The following is a 20,065-nucleotide window of genomic DNA, read 5'->3' on the forward strand; positions in this document are numbered from 1 at the left end:
GCCGGCGGTATGGGGGCCGGTAGGGGGCCCGGGATGGGACCTGGCATGGGGCCCGGCACGGGCCGGCGCATGGGCATGAACATGCCCGCCTTCTCGGATTTCGATGCCGACAACGATGGCCGCATCAGCCAATCCGAGCTCAATGCGGTGCCCTCGGAGCGCCGGCGCGAACGTGCAGAGCAGGGCTATCCCATGCGCGGTGCCGCCCACGCACCGAGCTTTTCCGACCTCGATGCCGACGGCAGCGGCGGCATCTCCCCGGAGGAGTTAGCCCGCTTTCATGGCGCTGCCCGCCGGCGGTGATCGAGCGGATGCTGACAGAAGCCCGAGGGAGAGGCCATGAACTGCACGACAGACCAGTAGGGTGGACGAGCGACAGCGAAGTCCACCCGGGGCCGCAGGGGCCGCAGGTCACTCGGTGGACTGCGCTTCGCTTGTCCACCCTACACGCTGCGCCTATCCGGGTGGTCGGCGTTGCGATCGACGCGCCACCGGAAGCCGGACGGTGAGCCGCACCACCCGCCAGACCGTCATCGTCGCCGGCGGCGGTTCCACGGCCCGCTGAGGGACAGGAGAGGCTTCGCATATGGCCGCCATCGTCACCCTGACCATGAACCCGGCGCTGGACCTGACCAGCGACACCGAGGCGCTGGACCCCGGCCACAAGACCCGCTGCGAGCCGCCGCGGCGCACGCCCGGCGGCGGCGGCATCAATGTCGCGCGCGGACTCAAGGACCTGGGCGACGACGTCCGCGCCGTCTATCCCAGCGGCGGGCCCACGGGCGAGGCCTTCAACCGGCTGCTGGCCGAGCTCGGCGTCCCCGCCGAGCGGCTGCCTATCGCCGGCGACCTGCGCCAGAACCTGTCCCTGCGGGTGCATGACACCGGCGAGGTGCTGCATCTGGTCTTCCCGGGCCCGACGCTCCAGCAACGGGAATGGCAGGCCTGCGGCGACGCCGTCGCCAACCTCGATCCGGCGCCGGAGCTGGTGGTGATGAGCGGGAGCCTGCCGCGGGACATGCCGCTGGATTTCTACGCCGGGGTGGCCCGCCGCGCGGCCGAGCGCGGCAGCCGCGTGGTGCTGGACACCAACGGCCCGGCGCTGCGGGCGACGCTCGACGCCGGGGCCCCGCTCTACCTGATCAAACCGAATCGCAACGAGTGCCGGGAGCTTCTGGACCTGCCGGACGGCGACGGCGAGCCGGGGCCGGACGACTATCTCGTAGCCATGGACCGGCTGATCCGCGACGGTGCCGCGGAGGCCGTGGTGGTCACCCTCGGCGCCCAAGGCGCGGTGCTGGCCAGCGACGGCCTGCATGCGCATCTGCGCCCGCCGGCCATCGAGGGACGCGCGCCGGTGGGCGCCGGCGACAGCTTCGTGAGCGCCCTGGTGCACCGGCTCGCCGCCGGCGGCGAGCTGCTGGCGGCGGCCATCGACGGCGTCGCCGCCGCCGCCGCGGCGGTGAAGACCCGCGACACGCGCCTGTTCCGCCCGGATGACCTCGCCGCGCTGCGCGCGGAGGTCGAGGTGCGCCACGCCAGTATCGACGAACGCAAGAATTCCTGACCGGCGGCGAGACCGCCGCAGGCAGATCCCCTGCCCCGGCATCCACGGCCGGTCCGGGAGCGATGACCGCTAGGCCAACCCCCACCACCCCAGATCAGGAGTCGAGATCATGGCAACAATCGCAATCAACGGCCTCGGGCGCATCGGCCGCGCTGCCCTCAAGCTGGTGATGGACCAGCCCGAGCTGGAGCTGGCGGGCGCCAACGACCTCGCCACGCCGGAGCAGATCGCCTATCTGCTGCGCTACGACTCCGCCTACGGCCGCTACAACCGTGAGGTCACCCAGGACGCCGACGACCTGGTGATCGACGGCGTGCGGGTGCCGGTGTCCAACCAGCAGGACCCCTCGCGCCTGCCCTGGAAGCAGCTCGGCGTGGACCTGGTGATGGAGTGCACCGGCGTCTTCCGGGACCAGGCCTCGCTGCGCCAGCACCTGGAGGCCGGCGCCAAGCGCGTGATTCTGTCCGCCCCGAGCAAGGACGACGAGGTGCCCATGGTAGTCCCGGGCGTCAACGAGCCCGGCGCTGCGCCGATCTTCTCCTGCGCCAGCTGCACCACCAACTGCATTACGCCGGTGTCGGAGGTGATGGCCCGCCGCATCGGCATCGCCAAGGCCATGATGACCACCGTCCATGCCTACACCGCAAGCCAAGGGATGGTGGACGGCCCGGCAAAGAAAATGGAGCGCGGCCGCGCCGGGGCCGTGAACCTGGTGCCCACCAGCACCGGCGCCGCGGAAGCGACGACCCAAGTGCTCACGGACCTGGCGGGCCGCTTCGACGGCCTCGCGGTGCGCGCCCCGGTGCCCGTGGGCTCGGTGGCGGACATCACCTTCGTCACCACCGAGAAGACCTCGGTCGAGGCCGTCAACAAGGTGTTCCTTGAGGAGAGCCTGAACCCCAGCTACAACGCCGTCCTCGGCATCACCGAAGAGCCCCTGGTCTCCACGGACATCATCGGCGACAAGCACGCCGCGGTGGTGGACCTGACCCAGACCCGGGTCGTCGACGGCGATCTGGTCAAGGTGCTCGCCTGGTACGACAACGAGATGGGCTACGCCGCGCAGATGGTGCGCGCGGCGGTGAAGGTGCTGAGCTGACGGGCGCCGCCGCGTCTCGTCTGCCGTGGGAGCGGCATCCTTGCCGCGACGACTGCCAGGGCAGCTGAGTGCCGGGTCCATCGCGGCCAGAGGCCGCTCCCACGGCAGCCCGTGCGCTGTGGGAGCGGCCTCTGGCCGCGACGCCAGTGGCAGCTGCATCAGCGCGTCGTCGCGGCAAGGATGCCGCTTCCACGGTTGCCGCGTGCCCTTCCTGGCTCGAAGATTGGGCCTAGGCTCAATCATCCCCCACGGGCACGGACACCTCCCACAGCGCCGGCAGCATGAATCGACCGACAGTGACAGCGCCCTACCAGCAATCAGCCGACGCCCTGGTCGATGCCCTCGACAGCAGCATCGAGCAGGGCCTGGACGACGCCGAGGTCGAGCGCCGGCGCGACGAGCACGGCCCGAACCGCCTGCGCGAGGCGAAATCACGGCCCACCTGGCGCATCCTGGTGGACCAGCTCGCCAGCCTGATCGTGCTGCTGCTGCTGGCCGCGGCGGTGGCGGCGGCGGTGTTCGGGCGTGTGGTCGAGGCCGTCGCCATCGCCGCCGCGGTGGCCGTGAACACCGTCATCGGCTTCGTCATGGAGCTGCGGGCCACCCGCGCCATGGAGGCCCTGCAGCGCATGGGCAAGGCACAGGCCCGAGTGCGCCGCGGCGGCAGGGAGCGGACCCTGTCGGCCGAAGAGCTGGTGCCTGGGGACATCGTGCTGCTGGAGGCCGGCGACGTGGTGAGCGCGGACCTGCGCCTGCTGGAGGCCAACCGCCTGCAATGCGACGAGGCCGCATTGACCGGCGAGTCCGTACCCGTCACCAAGCGCACCGGCAGCCTGGACCGGGACGACCCGCCGCTGGCGGAGCGCGAGAACATGGCCTTCAAGGGCACCGCGGTCACCGACGGCTCGGGCTTAGGGTTAGTCGTCGCCACCGGCATGGACACCGAGCTCGGCCACATCTCCAGCCTGGTGGAAGAGGCGGAGTCCTCCGAGACGCCGCTGGAACAGCGCCTGGAGCAGCTGGGCCGGCGGCTCATCTGGCTCACCATCGCCATCGCCGCCGTGGTGGCCGCGGCGGGGCTCATCGCCGGCAAGGCGCTGCTGGTGATGCTGGAGACGGCTATTGCGCTGGCCATCGCCGCGGTGCCCGAGGGCCTGCCGGTGGTCGCCACGCTGGCCCTGGCCCGCGGCATGCGCAAGATGGCCAAGCGCAACGCCGTGGTGAAGCGGCTCTCCGCCGTCGAGACCCTGGGCACCGCCAGCCTGATCTTCACCGACAAGACCGGCACCCTCACCGAGAACCACATGACCCTGTCCCGGCTCGGCCTCGCCGCCGGCACGCTGACGCTGGACCAGGAGCCGGACGGCGCCCGCTTCCTGCGCGACGACGACACCGAGGTCGGGCTGGACGAGGTGACCGGCCTAGCCGACGCGCTCACCGTCGGCGCGCTCTGCAACAACGCGAGCCTGCACGAGGACGGCAGCGCCGGCGACCCCACCGAGGTCGCATTGCTGGAGGGCGCCGCCGCCGCCGGTCTGCACCGGGGCGAGCTGCTGGAGCGTCTGCCAGAAGAACGGGAGGTGAGCTTCGACCCGGATCTGAAAATGATGGCGACCATTCACGCCGCGGACGGCGGCTGGCGCTACGCCGTCAAGGGCGCACCGGAGGCGGTGCTCGGGCGTTGCGTGAAAGTGCGCACCGGCGACGGCGACACCGAGCTTGGCGACGCCGACCGCGAGGACTGGCAGACGCGCAGCGAGCAGCTGGCAGCGGATGGCCTGCGCGTGCTCGCCATCGCCGAGAAGCGCGCCGACAGCGCCGATGCCGAGCCCTATGCGGACCTGACGCTGCTGGCGCTCACCGGGCTCTACGACCCGCCGCGGCCCGGTATCGACACCACCATCGCCGCCTGCCAGGACGCCGGCATCCGCGTGGTCATGGGCACCGGCGATCATGCAGCCACCGCCCAGGCCATCGCTGCCGAGATCGGCCTCAGCACGCCGGATGCGGAGGCCGTCGACGCGTCGATGATCAAGGACTTGCAGGCATTGGATGAAGACGAGCGCGAGCGGCTGCTGGCCAGCGACGTCTTCGCCCGCATCAGCCCCGAGCAGAAGCTGCGGCTTATCGACCTGTATCAGGATACTGGCTGGGTGGTCGGCATGACCGGCGACGGCGTCAACGACGCCCCGGCGCTGAAGCAGGCGGACATCGGCATCGCCATGGGCCAACGCGGCACCGAGGTGGCCCGCCAGGCGGCGGACATCGTGCTCAAGGACGACGCCTTCGAGACCCTGGTGCATGCCATCGAGCACGGCCGGACCATCTTCCGCAATATCCGGCGCTTCATCGTCTATCTGCTCTCCGGCAACCTCGCCGAGATCATGGCCGTGTCCGCGGCGGCCGTGGTCGGCGCACCCCTGCCGTTGCTGCCGCTGCAGATCCTCTACATCAACTTCGTCTCCGACGTGATGCCCGCCCTGGCGCTGGGCCTGAGCCCGAGCCGCCCCGGCGTCATGGACGAGCCGCCGCGGGCCAAGGACGAGCCCATCCTGAAGCGCAGCCACTGGGTGGCCATCACCGGCTACGGCGCGCTCATCGCGGCCACGGTGCTCGTGGCCTTCACCCTGGCCTTCCTGTGGCTCGACCTGGATACCGGTCAGGCCGTGACCATCGGCTTCCTGACCTTCGGCCTCGGGCGCCTGCTGCATGTGCTGAACATGCGCAGCGCCGACTCCCCGGTCTTCGTCAACGAGATCACCCGCAATCCCATGGTCTGGGTGTCCATCGCCGTGGGTGTCGTCCTGCTGGGGCTCGCCGTCTGGGTGCCGGTGGCGGCCGACGTGCTGTCCATCCAGTCGCTGCCGCCCGCAGGCTGGAGCCTGGTGCTGGGCTTTTCGGTGCTGCCTCTGCTGGTGGTCCAGGTGACGAAGATGCTACTCGCCCTTCGCCGGCGAATGGCCGAGCGATAAGGCTAGCCCCCGGCGTCTCTGCGGTCATAAACCTGCATCAGCTGATCGACGCCGTCCGGTCCTTGGACATCCAGGTACAGAGCGCTCAGCGTGAAATCATAGGCATGATCGCATCGGCCGGGGCCGCCAGCTCGAGGAGCAGTCGCCAATCCCGCGGGTTGGCGGTCTGAGCGGGAACCCCGAGCTGCCCCCTCCCCGGCTCGGCAACCGCAATGCGCCCGTCCAGACTGGTAATGAAGTTGCTGTAGACGAAGGCCCTGGACGCAGACACGTGCGATCCCAGGTCTTCGCAAAGGTAGAGCCCGGACAAGGGCACCGACATTGCCTGCGGATACAGCATCCGCAGTCCGCCGCCCGCGTCGTTCTGAGGCTGCGATCCATACGATAAAGCTCGTAGGGATCTCGCTCACCTGGCGGTTGAAGGCGCGAGCTTGCGTATCCTGCTGAATCCCTTCGTGCTCTTCGTGGCTCAAAGACCGAATCTAGGATAAAGCGCCCGACCCCGGCCGCCGGGCAGCGCCGTTCGGAAGCGGAGCGGATATTGCTTACCCGCAAGGTACCGGACAAAGGTAACCCGCGCTGGCTTTTCTGCGATGGCTCCCGCCGATGCGCCAAACGACCGCATCGGCTCGTAACGCATAGATCGCGGCGCCGTCGCGGTGGCCAGCACAGCAAAGACCCCCATACGACGATCCCATGGCCCAGCAACCGACACGCAACCTGGAGCACGAGCATCAGCCGGTGCGCATCCGCGAGCGCATCCAGGCCGGCGACGGCGGCCACCTCGGCGATGCGATGCTCGGCGCCATCGACGGCGCCATCACCAGCTTCGCCGTGGTCGCCGGCGCCGTGGGCGGCGGCTTCGGCAGCCTGGTCATCGTGATACTGGGCTTTGCGAGCCTCCTCGCCGACGGCTTCAGCATGGCCGTCAGCAACTACCTCGGCACCAAGAGCGACGCCGAAAGCGCCGACCGGGCGCATCGCGAGGAGCGACGCCACATCGAGGAGATCCCGCAGGGCCAGCGCGAGGAGCTGCGGCAGATCTTCGCGGACAAGGGCTTCAGCGGCGAGACCCTGGAGTGCATGGTCGACGCCATCGCCGGCGATCCGGATCTCTGGGCCAAGACCGTCGTGCAAGAGGAGCTCGGCCTGCACCCCGGCGCCAACGCCAGCCCCCTGCATGCCGGCGGCGCCACCTTCCTGGCCTTCCTGATCGCGGGCCTGATCCCGCTCTTGCCCTTTGTGGTGCCGATGCTCTCGCCCCAGGTGGCATTCGGTATCAGCATCGGCGCGACGTCCATCGCCTTCCTCGCCATCGGCATGATCAAGGGCCGCGTACTGGAGCAGCCCATGCTCCGCTCCGGCCTGGAGACCCTGCTTATCGGTGGCGGTGCCGCAGCCCTCGCCTATGGCGTGGGTGCGCTGCTGCGGGCCTGGATCGGCGCCGGACTCGCTTGATGCGACACTGATCGGGGCGGCCGTGCCAACGGGCGGCGAACGGCCACGAGCGACCCGCGCAGGCGCAGGTCCCCGTGGTTCGCCGGGCTAGCACCGCCGGTGCAAATAGCCCCGGACAAGGTTCATTTGCACCGATGGCGCCGAGATGACTGCATGACCGACGCGGATACGACAGCCACCGACACGGCGCAGCACCCACCGCGGGAGAACCGCCGCCAGCTCCTGGCCTGGGCCCTCTACGACTGGGCCAACAGCGCCTTTGCGACGCTGATCACGACCTTCGTTTTCGCCGCCTATTTCACGCGGCAAGTGGCCGCGGACGAGACCACGGGCACCACCCTCTGGGGCAACGCCATTGCCGCGGCCGGTCTGCTGGTGGCCGTGGCCGGACCGGTGCTCGGCGCCATCGCCGACCAAGGCGGACCGCGCCGCAGTCTGCTCGCCGGCTTTACCTTGCTGGCCGTCGCCGCGACGGCGGGGCTGTGGCTGGTGCGCCCGGAGACGGCCTATGTGCCGCTGGCGCTGGTGCTGGTGGCCGTCGGCACCCTGGCGGCGGAGCTGGCAGTGGTGCTCTACAACGCGCTTCTGCCGGTGCTCGCAACGCCCTCGCGCATCGGGCGCTGGTCCGGCTGGGGCTGGGGGCTCGGCTATGTCGGCGGCGTCGCCTGCCTGGCGCTGGCCTTGTTCGGGCTCGTGCGCCCGGACGCCTGGCTGGACCTGCCGCGGGACCAGGCTCAGCACATACGCGCCACCTTCCTGCTGACGGCGGCCTGGTACCTGGTCTTTTCGCTGCCGCTGCTGAGCTTTAGGCTGCGGCAGCCCGGTCAAGGCAAGCCAGTGCTCCGGGCCGCCGCCGACGGGCTGCGCCAGCTCGGCCGCACCCTGCGCCAGGTGCGCCGCTATGCGGTTATCGCGCGCTTCCTGATCGCCCGGATGCTTTATGTGGATGGCCTGGCGACGCTGTTCGCGTTCGGCGGCGTCTATGCCGCCGGCACCTTCGACATGAGGGAGGAGCAGGTGCTGATGTTCGGCATCCTGCTCAACGTCACCGCCGCCGCCGGCGCCGTGCTCTTCGCCTGGCTAGACGACCTGCGCGGGCCGCGCGCAACGCTCCTGCTGGCACTGGGCGGGCTGATTGTGACGGGGACGGCCGTACTGCTGGTGGAATCGCGGACTTGGTTCTGGGTGCTCGGGGCGCTGCTCGGCATCTTCGTCGGGCCGGCCCAGGCCGCCGGGCGCTCCTGGCTGGCACGGGCAGCGCCCGACGAGCTCCGCGCCGAGATGTTCGGGCTGTTCGCGCTCTCGGGCAAGGCCACCGCCTTCGCCGGGCCGCTGCTGGTCGGCTGGGTGACTTGGCTTGCCGATAGTCAGCGCGTCGGCATGGGCGTCATCATCGTGTTCTTCACTCTCGGGCTTCTGGTGTTGCTGACGGTGCCGGAGCAGCGGCCCGCGGCGACAGAGTGAAACCCTTTTGCGCATATGAGCCAGGTTCCGTCGTGCAGCGTGATGACGGAGCCTCGACACGCACCGCACCATGTGCGCATGCTGCGGCATGCGTGTCGGACTCTGCCGGATAGCGCGCGACCCGTCCCGTCGCGTACGGTTCGTCTGCCGCATGGCACCCCAGGAGCAGTCCCGTTATCCGGAGCCCGCAATGCCCCTACGCGAGACCCAGCAGGCAGGCCAGCACAAGCGCCGCCGGCAACGCCCGGTGGTCCTGGTCACCGGCAGCAACGGCGTTATCGGTCGGGCACTGGCGCAGTCCCTCGGCGAGCACTGCGAGCTGGTGGGTCTGGACCTGCAATGCGACGGCGCCAACCACCACTGCATCGAAACGGATCTCACCGATGACGCCAGCGTCGCGGCCGCCTTGGAGCGCGTCGCCCGCGAGCATGGGCGGGAGATCGCCGTGGTCTTCCACTTGGCGGCCTATTACGACCTCTCCGGTGACGACCATCCGCTGTATCAGGCCCTCAACGTCGACGGCACCCGGCGACTGCTGCGCGCCCTCAAGGCCGACTTCACAGTGGAGCTTCTCGTTTACGCCAGCACCATGCTCGTGCACGCGCCCACCGTGCCCGGGGTGCCGCTGACCGAAGACGCGCCGCTTAAGGCCAAGTGGGCCTATCCCCAATCCAAGCTCGCTGCCGAGCGGGCGGTGCGCGAGGAGCACGGCGACCTGCCCACGGTGCTGCTGCGCATCGCCGGTCTCTACACCGACGACTGCGGCTCGCCCTTCATCGCCCACCAGATTCAGCGCCTGTACGAGCGCCGCGTCACCGCGAGCCTGTACGCCGGCAATCCGAGCCGGGGACAGACCTTCATTCACATCGACGATCTGCTGACACTGTGCGACCGCCTCGTCGAGCACCGCCGGGACTTTACGGAGGTGACACCGCTGCTCGCCGGCGAGCCGGAGGTGATGAGCTACCAGGCGCTCCAGAACCGCCTCGCCGAGCTGTTGCACGGCGTCGAGGGCTGGCGCACCCACAGTGTGCCCCAGCCCATCGCCGCCGCCGGCGCCTGGCTCCAGGAGCGCGCGGAGCCGGTGGTGCCCGACGCCCTGGACCGCGGCGAGGAGCCCTTCATCAAGCCCTTCATGACCGCGCTCGCCGACGACCATTACGAGATCGACATCGGCCGTGCCCGCAAACGGTTGAGCTGGAGCCCGCGGCACCGGCTGCGGGAGACCCTGCCGCGGATGGTCGATGCGCTGAAGGCGGACCCCGTCGGCTGGTACCAGCGCCACCAGCTGACCCCGCCGCCCTGGCTCACCACGGCCGCGGAAGCCGACTACGACCCCGATGTGATCCGCGCCACCTTCGAGCGCACGCGCCGCGACGAGCACGATGCCACCCGCTGGGCCCATTGCGTCAACATCGGCCTCGGCGCCTGGCTGCTGGCCAGCCCGGCGACGCTCGGCTACGCGAGCCAGGCCATGACCGTCAGCGATGTCGCGGCCGGCGCCGCCGTCATGCTGCTCGCGAGCCTGTCGCTGTCCTGGCGGCTCGGCTGGGCGCGGCTCGCCACCGCCGCGGTGGGGCTCTGGCTCATGCTGGCGCCGCTGGTGTTTTGGGCGCCGGAGCCCGCGGCCTATCTGAACGGCACCCTGGTGGGCGCCTTGGTGTTCTGCTTCGCCGTCGTCGTCGCTCCGATGCCGGGCATCTCGCCCATGGCCAAGCTCACGGGGCCAACCGTCCCACCCGGCTGGGACTACAGCCCGTCCGACTGGACCCAGCGCCTGCCCATTATCGCGCTGGCCTTGGTCGGCCTCCTCATCGCCCGCTACCTGGCCGCCTATCAGCTCGGCCACATCGAGACCGCCTGGGACCCCTTCTTCGGCGACGGCACCGAGCGCGTGATCACCTCCAGCCTCTCCGAAGCCTGGCCAGTGCCGAATGCCGGCCTCGGTGCCTTCGTTTACCTGCTGGAGATCGTCACCGGGCTGCTCGGCGGCCGCGCGCGCTGGCGCACCATGCCCTGGGTCGTGGTGCTGTTCGGCATGCTCATCGTGCCGCTGGGCGCCGTGAGCATCTTCTTGATCATCCTCCAGCCCACGCTGATCGGCACTTGGTGCACGCTCTGCCTAGTGGCAGCACTCGCGATGCTGCTCCAGATTCCATACGCCTACGACGAGCTGGCGGCCACGTTCCAGTTTCTGCTACAGCGCAGGCGCCGGGGCAAGTCGGTGCTGCGGGTTTTCCTGTTCGGCGACACGGCGGACGGCGAGGACGCAGCCGCCGGTGCACGCAGCGAGCTGGACCGCCCGGCGGGTGCCGTGCTGCGCGAGGTCTTCGGCGGCGGCGTGCGCCTGCCCTGGACACTGGCGCTGTCGGCGCTCATCGGCGTCGGTCTCATGGGCACACGGCTCCTGTTCGACACCACCGGTGCCCAGGCCCACAGCGATCACCTGCTGGGCGCGCTGGTGGTGAGCGTATCCATCGCCGCCCTCGGCGAGGTGGGCCGGCCGCTGCGTTGGGCCAACCTGCTGCTCGGCGCCGGTCTCATGGGTGCCACCTTCCTGCTCGACGGCGGCTCGCAGCTCGCGGACACCGCGGGCATCGCGGCGGGTGCGCTGCTGATGGTGCTGGCGGCGCCGCGGGGCAAGATCGCCCACCGCTACGGGGGCTGGAGCCGGTACATCGTTTGAGCCGGCCCGGCCGCGACTACGCACACGGGCGCCGCAGGCTCACCGCCGGCTGACAGTCAGACCCATGCGCACCGCGGCATTTGCACCAGGCATGCAGGCAATTCCACCAGCGCGCCCGTGACGGCCGGCGCGCTTCGCACGGCCGATGCGGCACGCGCCGTGCGACGCCATCGGCACGAAGACTGCTTCGGCTCTATTGAAATGCTTGGAGCCGAGCTATGCCCAACACCCAGAGCCAGACCCCATACGCACCCCCGCCCGCAGGCGGAGTGCACATCGAGACCGTGACACCCGCCAACTGGCCCGAGGCCTGCGCCGACTTCGCCCGCGCCTACCATGGCCGGGCGGTGCGAGTGCTGAGCCTGCCCACCGCCGCGGCTGCACGCGCAGACACCGCCAACGCCGACGTGATCTGCGCCGACCTGGCGCTGGACGACGTGGCCGCGGTCGCCGCCGTCCCGTTGCCGAACATCGACATCCGCGTCTACGGCGACGGCGAGCCGTTCACCGTGCAGCGGGTAGAGCGCCCCCAGTCCGTCGCCGTCGAGAAGACCGTGGACGGGCGATTGCTCATGCTGCGTATCGACGACACCGACGGCGTCACCACCCTGGTGAGGCCCACCGAGCGCCAACCCTAGGGTGCGCAAAACGCCGCGCGCGCGAGCTCTCGTGTCGCGCGCTTCCAATGAGCGGTGCCTGATCGAGCCCTCGGCAGGCTTCGCGTTGGCCATGCGACGCGGCAAGCCGAGGAGCAGATGGTGAAGAAATCGCTGATCGGTATTCTGGCCGCCGTGGTCCTGATACCCGTGGTGGTGACCGCCTCCTGGATGCTCATGGAGGGAACGCTGGCGGCGACCTCGGGCCCCGGCTTCTGCACCACCTGCCACACCATGGAGCCCTTCGCGCGCACCTACCGGGCCGATGTCCACGGCGGCGACAACCCACGCGGCCTGGCGGCGAAGTGCACCGATTGCCACCTGCGCCACGACAGCCTCGCGGCCCATCTCTGGACCAAGGCCCGCTTCGGCCTGCACGACATCTGGGCGCAGCTCACCTACGACCTGACTGCCATCGACTGGCAGGCGGGCCTGGCCGAGCGCGAATCCTACGTCTTCGACTCGGGCTGCCTGAAATGCCACCGCGACCTCGAACACGCCCGCGGCAACAACCCCGCCTTCGTCGCCCACCGTCCGTACTTCCTCGGCGAGATCGACCGGACCTGCGTCAGCTGCCATCCGCACGTGGGCCACCAAGGGCTCGCTGCGGCATTGCCGCCATCCCCCGCAACAGGAGCCGATCCATGAACAAAGACACCGTCCTCGCCCGCGGCCTGGTCCTGCTCACGCTGCTGGTGGCCGCCATGCTCGCCGCGGGCATGGACCCGGCATACGGGCAAGCATCGGCAGAGACCTCAGGCGGGCAGCAAGCGGCCGGCGAGTCACTCGGCGACCTGAGCCAAATGCAGTCCATTGTCATCGACCGCGGACTGACGCCGCTCGGCAAGAGCTGCGTCGAATGCCACAAGCAGCACAACCCCGGCATCATCAGCGACTGGAAGCGCAGCCGCCACGGCCACGTGGGCGTCACCTGCATCGACTGCCACCAAGTGCCGGCGGACGCGCCGAACGCGACCCAGCACGAGTCGCTGGTCGGCACCGACACCTATATCTCGGTACTGGTGTCGCCCGACACCTGCGGGCGCTGTCATCCCCGCGAGCAGGAGCAGTTCAACCGCAGCGGCCACTTCCGCGGCTACCGCCAGCAGATCCCGAAGGACGACCTCCATGCCCTCGTGCACAGGCACGAGGGCCGCGGCCATCCGGAGCTGAGCGCCGCGCCCGACATGACCGGCTGCATGCAGTGCCACGGCACCGAGATCAAGCTCGACGACGACGGCCGCCCGACCGCCCGCACCTGGCCCAACTCCGGCATCGGCAGCCTGTACCCGGACGGCAGCACCGGCAACTGCACCACCTGCCACACCCGCCACCGCTTCTCCCTGGCAGAGGCGCGCCACCCCGCCGCCTGCGCCTCCTGTCACCTGGGCCCGGATCATCCGGACATCGAGGTCTACGAGAACAGCAAGCATGGGCAGATCTATGCCGTCGAAGGCGACGACTGGCGCTGGGACTCGGCCCCCGACGCCTGGGAGCCGGGCGACTACCGCGCACCCACCTGCGCCACCTGCCACATGAGCGGCGTCGGCGAGCTGAGCGTCACCCACAACGTGAGCGAGCGGCTGTACTGGAACCTCTGGGCCAAGCGCTCCGACGTGCGCGGCTCCGACGACGTCATGAGTCCGCTGCTCGGCGACGGCCCCGCAGGCCGCGAGAAGATGAAGCAGGTGTGCACCGCCTGCCACGGCGAGCTGCATACCGACAACTTCTTCTACCAGGCCGACGCCGCCGTGCAGCTCTACAACGAGGCCTACTGGGAGCCCGCCAAGCAGATGCACGACGAGCTCGCCGCCGCCGGGCTGCTGAAAGAGAACCCCTGGAAGGACGCCTTCCAGGTCACCTTCTATCACCTGTGGCATCACGAGGGCCGCCGCGCCCGCCACGGCGCCATGATGGCGGGCCCAGACTGGGCGCATTGGCACGGCTTCTTCCAGCTCCAGCAGAGCTTCTACACCCTGGAGCAGATCCATGCCGCACGGATGGCGAGCGGGGAGATCGAATCGGGAGAGCCGAAGGCCGGCGGTGGACACTAACGCAACGCTGCCGGAGGTCCGAGCACCGTCGGATGCGCAAAGCCAAGCCTGGGCATCACCGGCCGCAAGGTACACGCGCCCCCTGGCCGAACAGACACCCACGCCCGCTTAGCTGGCTGAGCCCGAGTCCGGTACACGACGAGTTTCGACGGGGCAAGTGTTGCCGGCCCCGCGGGAAGTCCCGTGAGCGGTAGAACGGATTAGCGACAGATTAACCCGACAATCAGCCCGGGCCACCCAAGGGACGCGCAACCGACGCGTCGGCTTGAGCCGCGCTCCCCGAGGTCCGCCGGACGCTTGGCTCGTCTCGGTGGGGATGGAGCAGCCAATCTGCGGATTTTGTCAAGGCGGCGCGCCCGCAAGCCCCGCGAGCAGCACCCCCTCCAGCGTCATCCTGACGATGCCCACGAGCACGCCGAGTCGGGCCAGGATTGGCCACAGACGGTGCCCGGGATAGACCCCGGCGGCGCGCCAGATGGCGCCGAAGATGAAGACGAACCAGACTAGCGACAGCCCATACACCAGCCACAGCCAAGGCCAGGCTGCAGCGCGCCCGAAGAATAGGAGCGCAAGCAGCACCGCGACGAAGCTCATGTTGCCGCCGACGCCGAGGACCCAATAGGTGAGCCATAGCGGCAAACGCCCGCGCCAGGCGGCGGCAATCCAAGTCAGCATCATGCTCCCCTTGTCAGAGATGGTTCTTGCGGCGGCCGCCGCAGCCCGAGCCCGCGACGGCCCTCAGCCCGCCAGGACCGCATCGGCACGGCGGCGGAAGGCCGCCACGACCTCCTTGGTGCGTTGGCGGAAGAACGGGCCTGCCGCTGCGGCAGCGGGCCCGCCGCGCAGGGTATAGTCGGTCCACAGCTCCACGCGGGTCACGCCCTCGGGGTGCTCCTCGAAGCGCCACACCTGATGGAGCCGCTTCAGCGCGCCGCCGCCGCCCTGGATGTCGATCCGCTCGGGGCGCTCCAGCCGGGCCTCCGTGCGAAAGCGCAGGACCACGGGGCCGGCGCCCACCGCCTGCTCCACCTCTCGGCGCTCGCCCTGATCGCTGAGCACACGGGCCTCCCGCCAGCCGGGGACAAACTCCGGATAGCGCTCGATGTCGGCCACCAGGTCGAAGACGGCGGGACGCGGGTGATGGACGGTTTCGGACACGGTAAAGCTCGGCATGGGATGACCTGCTCGGAGAAGACTGTCACGGGAGCGATGGATCTTGGGAGTTTGGCAAGAGCGGCTCAAGGCGAAACGGCCGTGCGAGCGGCATCCCTGCCGCGACAAAGCGGCAGCGGCCGCGCCAGAGCCGTCGTGGCCAGAGGCCGCTCCCACAGCGGCTCCCGGCGCCGGGGGAGCGGCATCCCTGCCGCGACGATGCCGCAGCGCGGTGACAGAGCCGTCGCGGCCAGAGGCCGCTCCCACGGTGGCCCCTGGCGCTGTGGGAGCGGCATCCCTGCCGCGACGATGCCGCAGCGGCCGCGCCAGAGCCGTCGCGGCCGGAGGCCGCTCCCACAGCGGCCCTGGCGTCGTGGGAGCGGCATCCTTGCCGCGACGATGCCGCAGCGCCCGTGCCAGAGCCGTCGCGGCCAGAGGCCGCTCCCACAGCGGCCATTGGCGCTGTGGGAGCGGCATCCTTGCCGCGACGATGCCGCGCGGCCGTGCCAAAGCCGTCGCGGCCAGAGGCCGCTCCCACAGAAGGCCCCTGGCGCTGTGGGAGCGGCATCCTTGCCGCGACGATGCCGCAGCGGCCGTGCCAAAGCCGTCGCGGCCAGAGGCCGCTCCCACAGCGGCCACTGGTGCTGTGGGAGCGGCATCCTTGCCGCGACGATGCCGCAGCGCCCGTGCCAGAGCCGTCGCGGCCAGAGGCCGCTCCCACGGCGGCCCTTGGCGCTGTGGGAGCGGCATCCCTGCCGCGACGATGCCGCAGCGGCCGTGCCAGAGCCGTCGCGGCCAGAGGCCGCTCCCACAGCGGCCCTTGGCGCTGTGGGAGCGGCATCCCTGCCGCGACGGTGCCGCAGCGCCCGTGCCAGAGCGGTCGCGGCCAGAGGCCGCTCCCACGGCGGCTCCTGGCGCTGTGGGAGCGGCATCCTTGCCGCGACGATGCCGCAGCCGCCGTGCCAGAGCCGTCGCGGCCGGAGGCCGCTCCCACGGTCAAGCCGGCTCGGGCTCCCAGCCCGCTGGGGCCCGGCGGTAATCCAGCCGCTCGCAGTCGCGGAAGCCGTTGTCTTCGGCCCAGCAGCGGATGCGGATGCGGATGCGCGCCCGGTCGAGCTCGATGATGTTGAAGCTGTTGGGATAGCCTGCCTTCAGCCGGTCCGAGACGGTCGTGCCCGCCTGGGCGGCCACCAGGGTGCGCTCGCCGCCCCTGGCGGCCATGGTCTCGCTGTGGTGGATGTGCAGGTGTCCGGACAGCATCAGATCGACCCCGGCGTGCTCGAAGCACTCGAGCGCCATCTCCTTGCGCCCGATGACGCCGCGGCCCAAAACCAGCTCGTGAGCGACGAAGGGATGATGCACCACCACCACCCGCACTGCGCCGGGCTGGGCGCCGGCGAAAAAGCGCTCCACCTCGTCCATCTGGTAGGCCGAGAGCCGGCCGCGGGACCAGTCGGTGTGCGGCGACCAGCGCCGGGCCGAGTTGAGCCCCAGCACGGCGAGGGTTGGGCTGGAATAGCTGGGATATGGGTCCTCGGTGATGTAGCGCCCGTAGCGCTTCCACGGACGCAGCAGGCGGCGGATCAGGTCCCAGTCCGGCACGTCGTGGTTGCCGGGCACCACCAGCACCGGCGGCGCCAGCTGCGCGAGGAAGTCTCTGGTGGCCGCAAACTCGCGCCGCCGGGCGGACTGGGTGAGGTCGCCGCTGACGGCCACCAGCTCCGGGGCGCGGGTGTTGATCTCATCCACCAGCGCGCGCACCAGCGCCGGGCGCTCGCGCCCGAAATGCAGGTCGGAGATCTGGTAGATGGTCGTCACGGGCCTGACTCGGCGCGCGCCGGACCGCCTGGCACTTGCTCATCGCCGGTCTCCTGCGTCGCCGCGAGCTCCGAGAGCAGCGATTGAAGCTCCGTCAGGGCGTCGGCGGCATCCCGAAAGCGCCCCTCCCCCTGCGCGCCCAGGTAGCGCTGGAAGGCGGCGTTGGCATCGCCGGCGAGCTGGCGCAGGGAGCGGGTGCCGAGCCCAGCCGCGGTCGGCTGCTCCGGCCCGAACAGGCCCGCGAGCGCCTCATCGAAGGTCTCGGCATAGCTCAGATCATCCCCGTGCATCACGGCCACCAGCCGCAGCTCCGGATAGGCGGCGGTCTCCGCCTGGAGGTAGATGGGCTCGACATAGAGCAGGGTGTGGTCCAGCGGGATCGCCAGCACGTTGCCGCGGATGACGTTGGAGCCGCGCTGGTCCCACAGGGTCAGCTGCCCGGATAGGTGGCTGTCCTGGTCGATCTTGGTCTCCACCTGCTGGGGCCCGAGCACGCGGCGCTCCTTCGGGAACTGGTAGGCGAGGAAGCGCCCGTAGTTGTCGCCGTCCGAGAGCCCGGCGATCCAGCCGATGAGCACCTGACGGTTCTTGGGCGTAAAGGGCAGCATGAGGACGAATTCCGCCTGGTCCGACTCCGGCAGCTCCCACATGACGTAGTAGGGCTCCACCGGCTGCACCCGGTCATAGTGCTTCTCGGTGGCGCGCACCCAGAGGTCCTCCTGGTTGTAGAACACCTCCGGGTCGTTCATGTGGTACTTGGCGTAGACCAGGCCCTGGGTGAGCAGCAGGCCCTCGGGGTAGCGCACATGGGCCTCCAGGGCCTCGGGCATGGCCGCCCGCGGCTGGAACATGCCGGGCAGCGCACCCTGCCAGGCACTGATGAGCGGGTCTTCGGGCTCGAAGACGTAGAAATTCACACTCCCCTGGTAGGCGTCTACCACGACCTTGACCGAGTTGCGCACGTAGTTGTTGCCGCTCAGATAGTCCACTTGCGGGCTGCCGTCGGCATCACCCCCGGCACCCACGGGCAGCCGACTCGCGAAGGGTGCGACAAAGGGCTCGCTGTAGGGGAAGCGCGTGGAAGTGGTATAGGCGTCGATGATCCATTTCAGGCGCCCGTCCACCAGCACCAGGTAGGGGTCGTCGTCCAGCTCCAGGAAGGGCGCGAGGGTGCGCACCCGGTCCTCGATCTGCCGATGTAGCATGATCCGGCTCTGCGGGCGCGGATAGCTCGACAGCAGCAAACGCGTGCTGTCGAGCTTCCAGCCGAACAGGAATTTGCGCCACAGGTTCTTCAGCTCCACGCCGCCCTGGCCGGCGTAACGGGTGTAGGCGTTCTGCTCGCCCTTGGGATAGTCGAACTCCTGCTCGGAGCTGTTGGCCACCACCCATTCCTTGGTGAGCTCGCCGTAGTAGATCTCCGGGCGCTCGACCGCGAGCGACGGATAGGCCGACTCGGGCGGGATGTCCTTCACCAGCAGATTGGGCAGGCCCTCGGGCGTGAAGTCGCTCACCGTCGCCAGCGTGAGCCCATAGCCATGGGTGTACTTGAACCTGCGGTTGACGAAGGTCTGGCTCTGCTCCGCCAGGTTCTCCTGGGAGAGCTCCCGCGCCGAGACCATGACTTCCCGATACCGATCGTCGAAGCGGTAGCGGTCCATGTCCACGTCGACGAACTCGTAGTAGAGCCGGATCTCCTGGAACTGCTTATAGACCGCATCCAGCGCCCGCCAGTCCCAGAGCCGCACCTCCGAGATCAGGTGCTGGTTGTCCTGCACCGTCTGCCGGTCGAAGTCCCCCGACAGCGGATACTGGCGCTGCTCCACCTCATCCAGCCCGAAGGCGTGGCGGGTGAGCGCAATGTTGTTGGCGATGTAGGGCCGCTCGAAGGTAATCTCGTTGGGCTCCACCACCAGGCCCTGCACCGCCGCCGGCAGGACGCCCGCCAGCAGCAGCCACAGCCCCGCCACGGCCCCCCAGGGCACTGCAATGCTGACCAAGAGCCCGCCGGCACGCGCCGGCAGGCCGTCGTTGAGCCACTGCGAGGCTCCGCCGGCGAGCTGTCGCCCGAGCCCCTCCAGGCGGTCGCCGAGCCAGCGGCGCAGCGGGCGAATGGCGGGCACCAGGGCGAGCAGCGGGCTCAGTACCGCCAGCAGCAGGTACACCGGCAGCCGGATATTGGCATCCGTCCAGCCCGGGCCTGCGGTAACACCGAGCTCCGAGTACAGGAGCCCGAAGGCGCCGAGCAGGGCGCCGAGACCCAGCCAGACGCCCGCCGTGGCGCTGAGCACGGCCACCGGCGGCACCAGGGCTGTGGTATCCGGCCCCGTTGTGGATCCAGCGGAGGAGCCACCTGCGCCGCCGCGCAGCCGCAGCAGCACCGCGACGCCCGTGGCCACCGCCAGCACCACCAGCAGCCATTGCAAAAGCCCATGCAGGGCCTGGAGCACCGGCAGCGTGAATAGATAGAAGCCCGCGTCCAGACCCAGGATGGGCTCGGCAACGCCCGCCTCGGCCCGGTTCAGGAACAGCAGCCACGCCTGCCAGGTACCGAGCCCCCAGAGCAGACCGCCGGCGCCGGCGGCCAGCGCCGCCCAGGGCGAGAGCGCCGGCAGCAGGCGCCGGGCCGGGCGCAGCAGCAGCCAGGCGACGACGCCCGCCGCCAGCGCCGCCAGCACCGCCATCAGCAGCCTGGCACCGACGAAGGTCCAAAAGCGCCCGCCGAAGCCCACCGCATGGAACCACAGCGCCTCCGCCCAGAAGCCGAGCAGCGGAAACAGCACCAGGGTACCGACGGCCAGTGCGCCGCCGCCCCAGAGCCAGCCCGCCCGGCCCTTGACGTAGCCGGCGCGGGCCAGCGCGATGCCGGCGCCCACCAGCAGGAAGAACAACAATAAGTACATACAGGGCTCCTTCGCGCGGCCTTGGGACCTTCCCGGCTGCCGCCATGAGCGAGAGTGACAGCGGGCATCGCCGCCGCCGTATCAGCACCTGGGCTGCAAAGGATGTGCCCTATGTCGAGCTGCAGCCCTATGTCGAGCTGCACAGGGGCGGCGCCGGGAAGGCACCGCCCAAGCGACGCCGCGCTCATGGGGACGGCCTGAGGCGCAGCATGGGGGGCGGCCTTGGGGGGCATGGG

The 20,065-nt window shown here is 70.0% G+C and carries 16 protein-coding genes; 11 read left to right on the top strand and 5 right to left on the bottom strand.

From position 1 onward, the window contains the following. The 4 genes from CKO31_RS22210 to CKO31_RS22225 all read left to right on the top strand — a co-directional run. A partial coding sequence (locus tag CKO31_RS22210) for an EF-hand domain-containing protein (protein ID WP_207148086.1) occupies positions 1-303 on the top strand: 303 nt, incomplete at its 5' end. A gap of 283 nt (positions 304-586) precedes the next feature. Then, entirely contained in the window at positions 587-1,567 is a 981-nt protein-coding gene (locus CKO31_RS22215; protein WP_200241687.1) for a 1-phosphofructokinase family hexose kinase, read from the top strand. A gap of 109 nt (positions 1,568-1,676) precedes the next feature. After that, positions 1,677-2,666 carry a type I glyceraldehyde-3-phosphate dehydrogenase gene (gene gap, locus CKO31_RS22220; RefSeq protein ID WP_200241696.1) on the top strand — a complete coding sequence of 330 codons (990 nt, stop codon included), beginning with the start codon at positions 1,677-1,679 and terminating at the stop codon, positions 2,664-2,666. Positions 2,667-2,947: 281 nt separating this feature from the next. Continuing rightward, complete coding sequence (locus tag CKO31_RS22225; RefSeq protein ID WP_200241698.1) at positions 2,948-5,638, top strand: cation-translocating P-type ATPase; 2,691 nt, start codon at positions 2,948-2,950, stop codon at positions 5,636-5,638. A gap of 85 nt (positions 5,639-5,723) precedes the next feature. Here the strand turns inward: CKO31_RS22225 and CKO31_RS22230 are convergent, their stop codons facing one another. Then, positions 5,724-5,978, bottom strand: a complete 255-nt coding sequence (locus tag CKO31_RS22230; RefSeq protein ID WP_200241701.1) for a hypothetical protein — start codon at positions 5,976-5,978, stop codon at positions 5,724-5,726. Positions 5,979-6,334: 356 nt separating this feature from the next. On the opposite strand from CKO31_RS22230, the gene CKO31_RS22235 reads away from it, so the two are divergent. The 6 genes from CKO31_RS22235 (at position 6,335) to CKO31_RS22260 (ending at position 13,956) form a co-directional block, all read left to right on the top strand. Next, positions 6,335-7,096, top strand: a complete 762-nt coding sequence (locus tag CKO31_RS22235) for a VIT1/CCC1 transporter family protein (RefSeq protein ID WP_200241704.1) — start codon at positions 6,335-6,337, stop codon at positions 7,094-7,096. Between the two features lie 153 nt (positions 7,097-7,249). Continuing rightward, complete coding sequence (locus CKO31_RS22240) at positions 7,250-8,560, top strand: MFS transporter (RefSeq protein WP_200241706.1); 1,311 nt, start codon at positions 7,250-7,252, stop codon at positions 8,558-8,560. Between the two features lie 190 nt (positions 8,561-8,750). Next, positions 8,751-11,246 (top strand): vitamin K epoxide reductase family protein, encoded by a 2,496-nt coding sequence (locus tag CKO31_RS22245; RefSeq protein ID WP_200241707.1) that lies wholly within the window; start codon positions 8,751-8,753, stop codon positions 11,244-11,246. Between the two features lie 218 nt (positions 11,247-11,464). Beyond that, positions 11,465-11,884, top strand: a complete 420-nt coding sequence (locus CKO31_RS22250) for a hypothetical protein (RefSeq protein WP_200241709.1) — start codon at positions 11,465-11,467, stop codon at positions 11,882-11,884. 117 nt (positions 11,885-12,001) lie between these two features. Further along, entirely contained in the window at positions 12,002-12,550 is a 549-nt protein-coding gene (locus CKO31_RS22255) for a cytochrome c3 family protein (RefSeq protein WP_207148087.1), read from the top strand. After that, positions 12,547-13,956: a multiheme c-type cytochrome gene (locus CKO31_RS22260; protein ID WP_242475588.1), complete on the top strand. Its 1,410-nt coding sequence runs from the start codon at positions 12,547-12,549 to the stop codon at positions 13,954-13,956. The genes CKO31_RS22255 and CKO31_RS22260 overlap by 4 nt, the downstream gene beginning before the upstream one ends. Before the next feature lie 342 nt (positions 13,957-14,298). Here CKO31_RS22260 and CKO31_RS22265 read toward each other — a convergent pair whose 3' ends face one another. The 4 genes from CKO31_RS22265 to CKO31_RS22280 all read right to left on the bottom strand — a co-directional run bounded on the left by CKO31_RS22265 (position 14,299) and on the right by CKO31_RS22280 (position 19,829). Then, the gene (locus tag CKO31_RS22265; RefSeq protein ID WP_200241711.1) at positions 14,299-14,634 is read right to left on the bottom strand and encodes a hypothetical protein; all 336 of its coding nucleotides are present in this window, start codon (positions 14,632-14,634) and stop codon (positions 14,299-14,301) included. A gap of 60 nt (positions 14,635-14,694) precedes the next feature. Then, complete coding sequence (locus CKO31_RS27740; protein WP_306341776.1) at positions 14,695-15,858, bottom strand: type II toxin-antitoxin system RatA family toxin; 1,164 nt, start codon at positions 15,856-15,858, stop codon at positions 14,695-14,697. A 246-nt stretch (positions 15,859-16,104) separates the two neighbouring features. Further along, entirely contained in the window at positions 16,105-16,926 is an 822-nt protein-coding gene (locus CKO31_RS22275; protein WP_200241715.1) for a metallophosphoesterase family protein, read from the bottom strand. Continuing rightward, a complete protein-coding gene (locus CKO31_RS22280; protein ID WP_200241718.1) occupies positions 16,923-19,829 on the bottom strand; it encodes a UPF0182 family protein in 2,907 nt (968 codons plus the stop codon). The genes CKO31_RS22275 and CKO31_RS22280 overlap by 4 nt, the downstream gene beginning before the upstream one ends. Before the next feature lie 44 nt (positions 19,830-19,873). Between CKO31_RS22280 and CKO31_RS26535 the strand changes: the two genes are divergently transcribed. Beyond that, positions 19,874-20,065: hypothetical protein (locus CKO31_RS26535; RefSeq protein ID WP_207148088.1), on the top strand; the 192-nt coding region annotated here is incomplete at its 3' end.

The sequence above is a fragment of the Thiohalocapsa halophila genome (genome assembly GCF_016583825.1).
In the GTDB taxonomy this organism is placed as follows: Bacteria; Pseudomonadota; Gammaproteobacteria; order Chromatiales; family Chromatiaceae; genus Thiohalocapsa; species Thiohalocapsa halophila.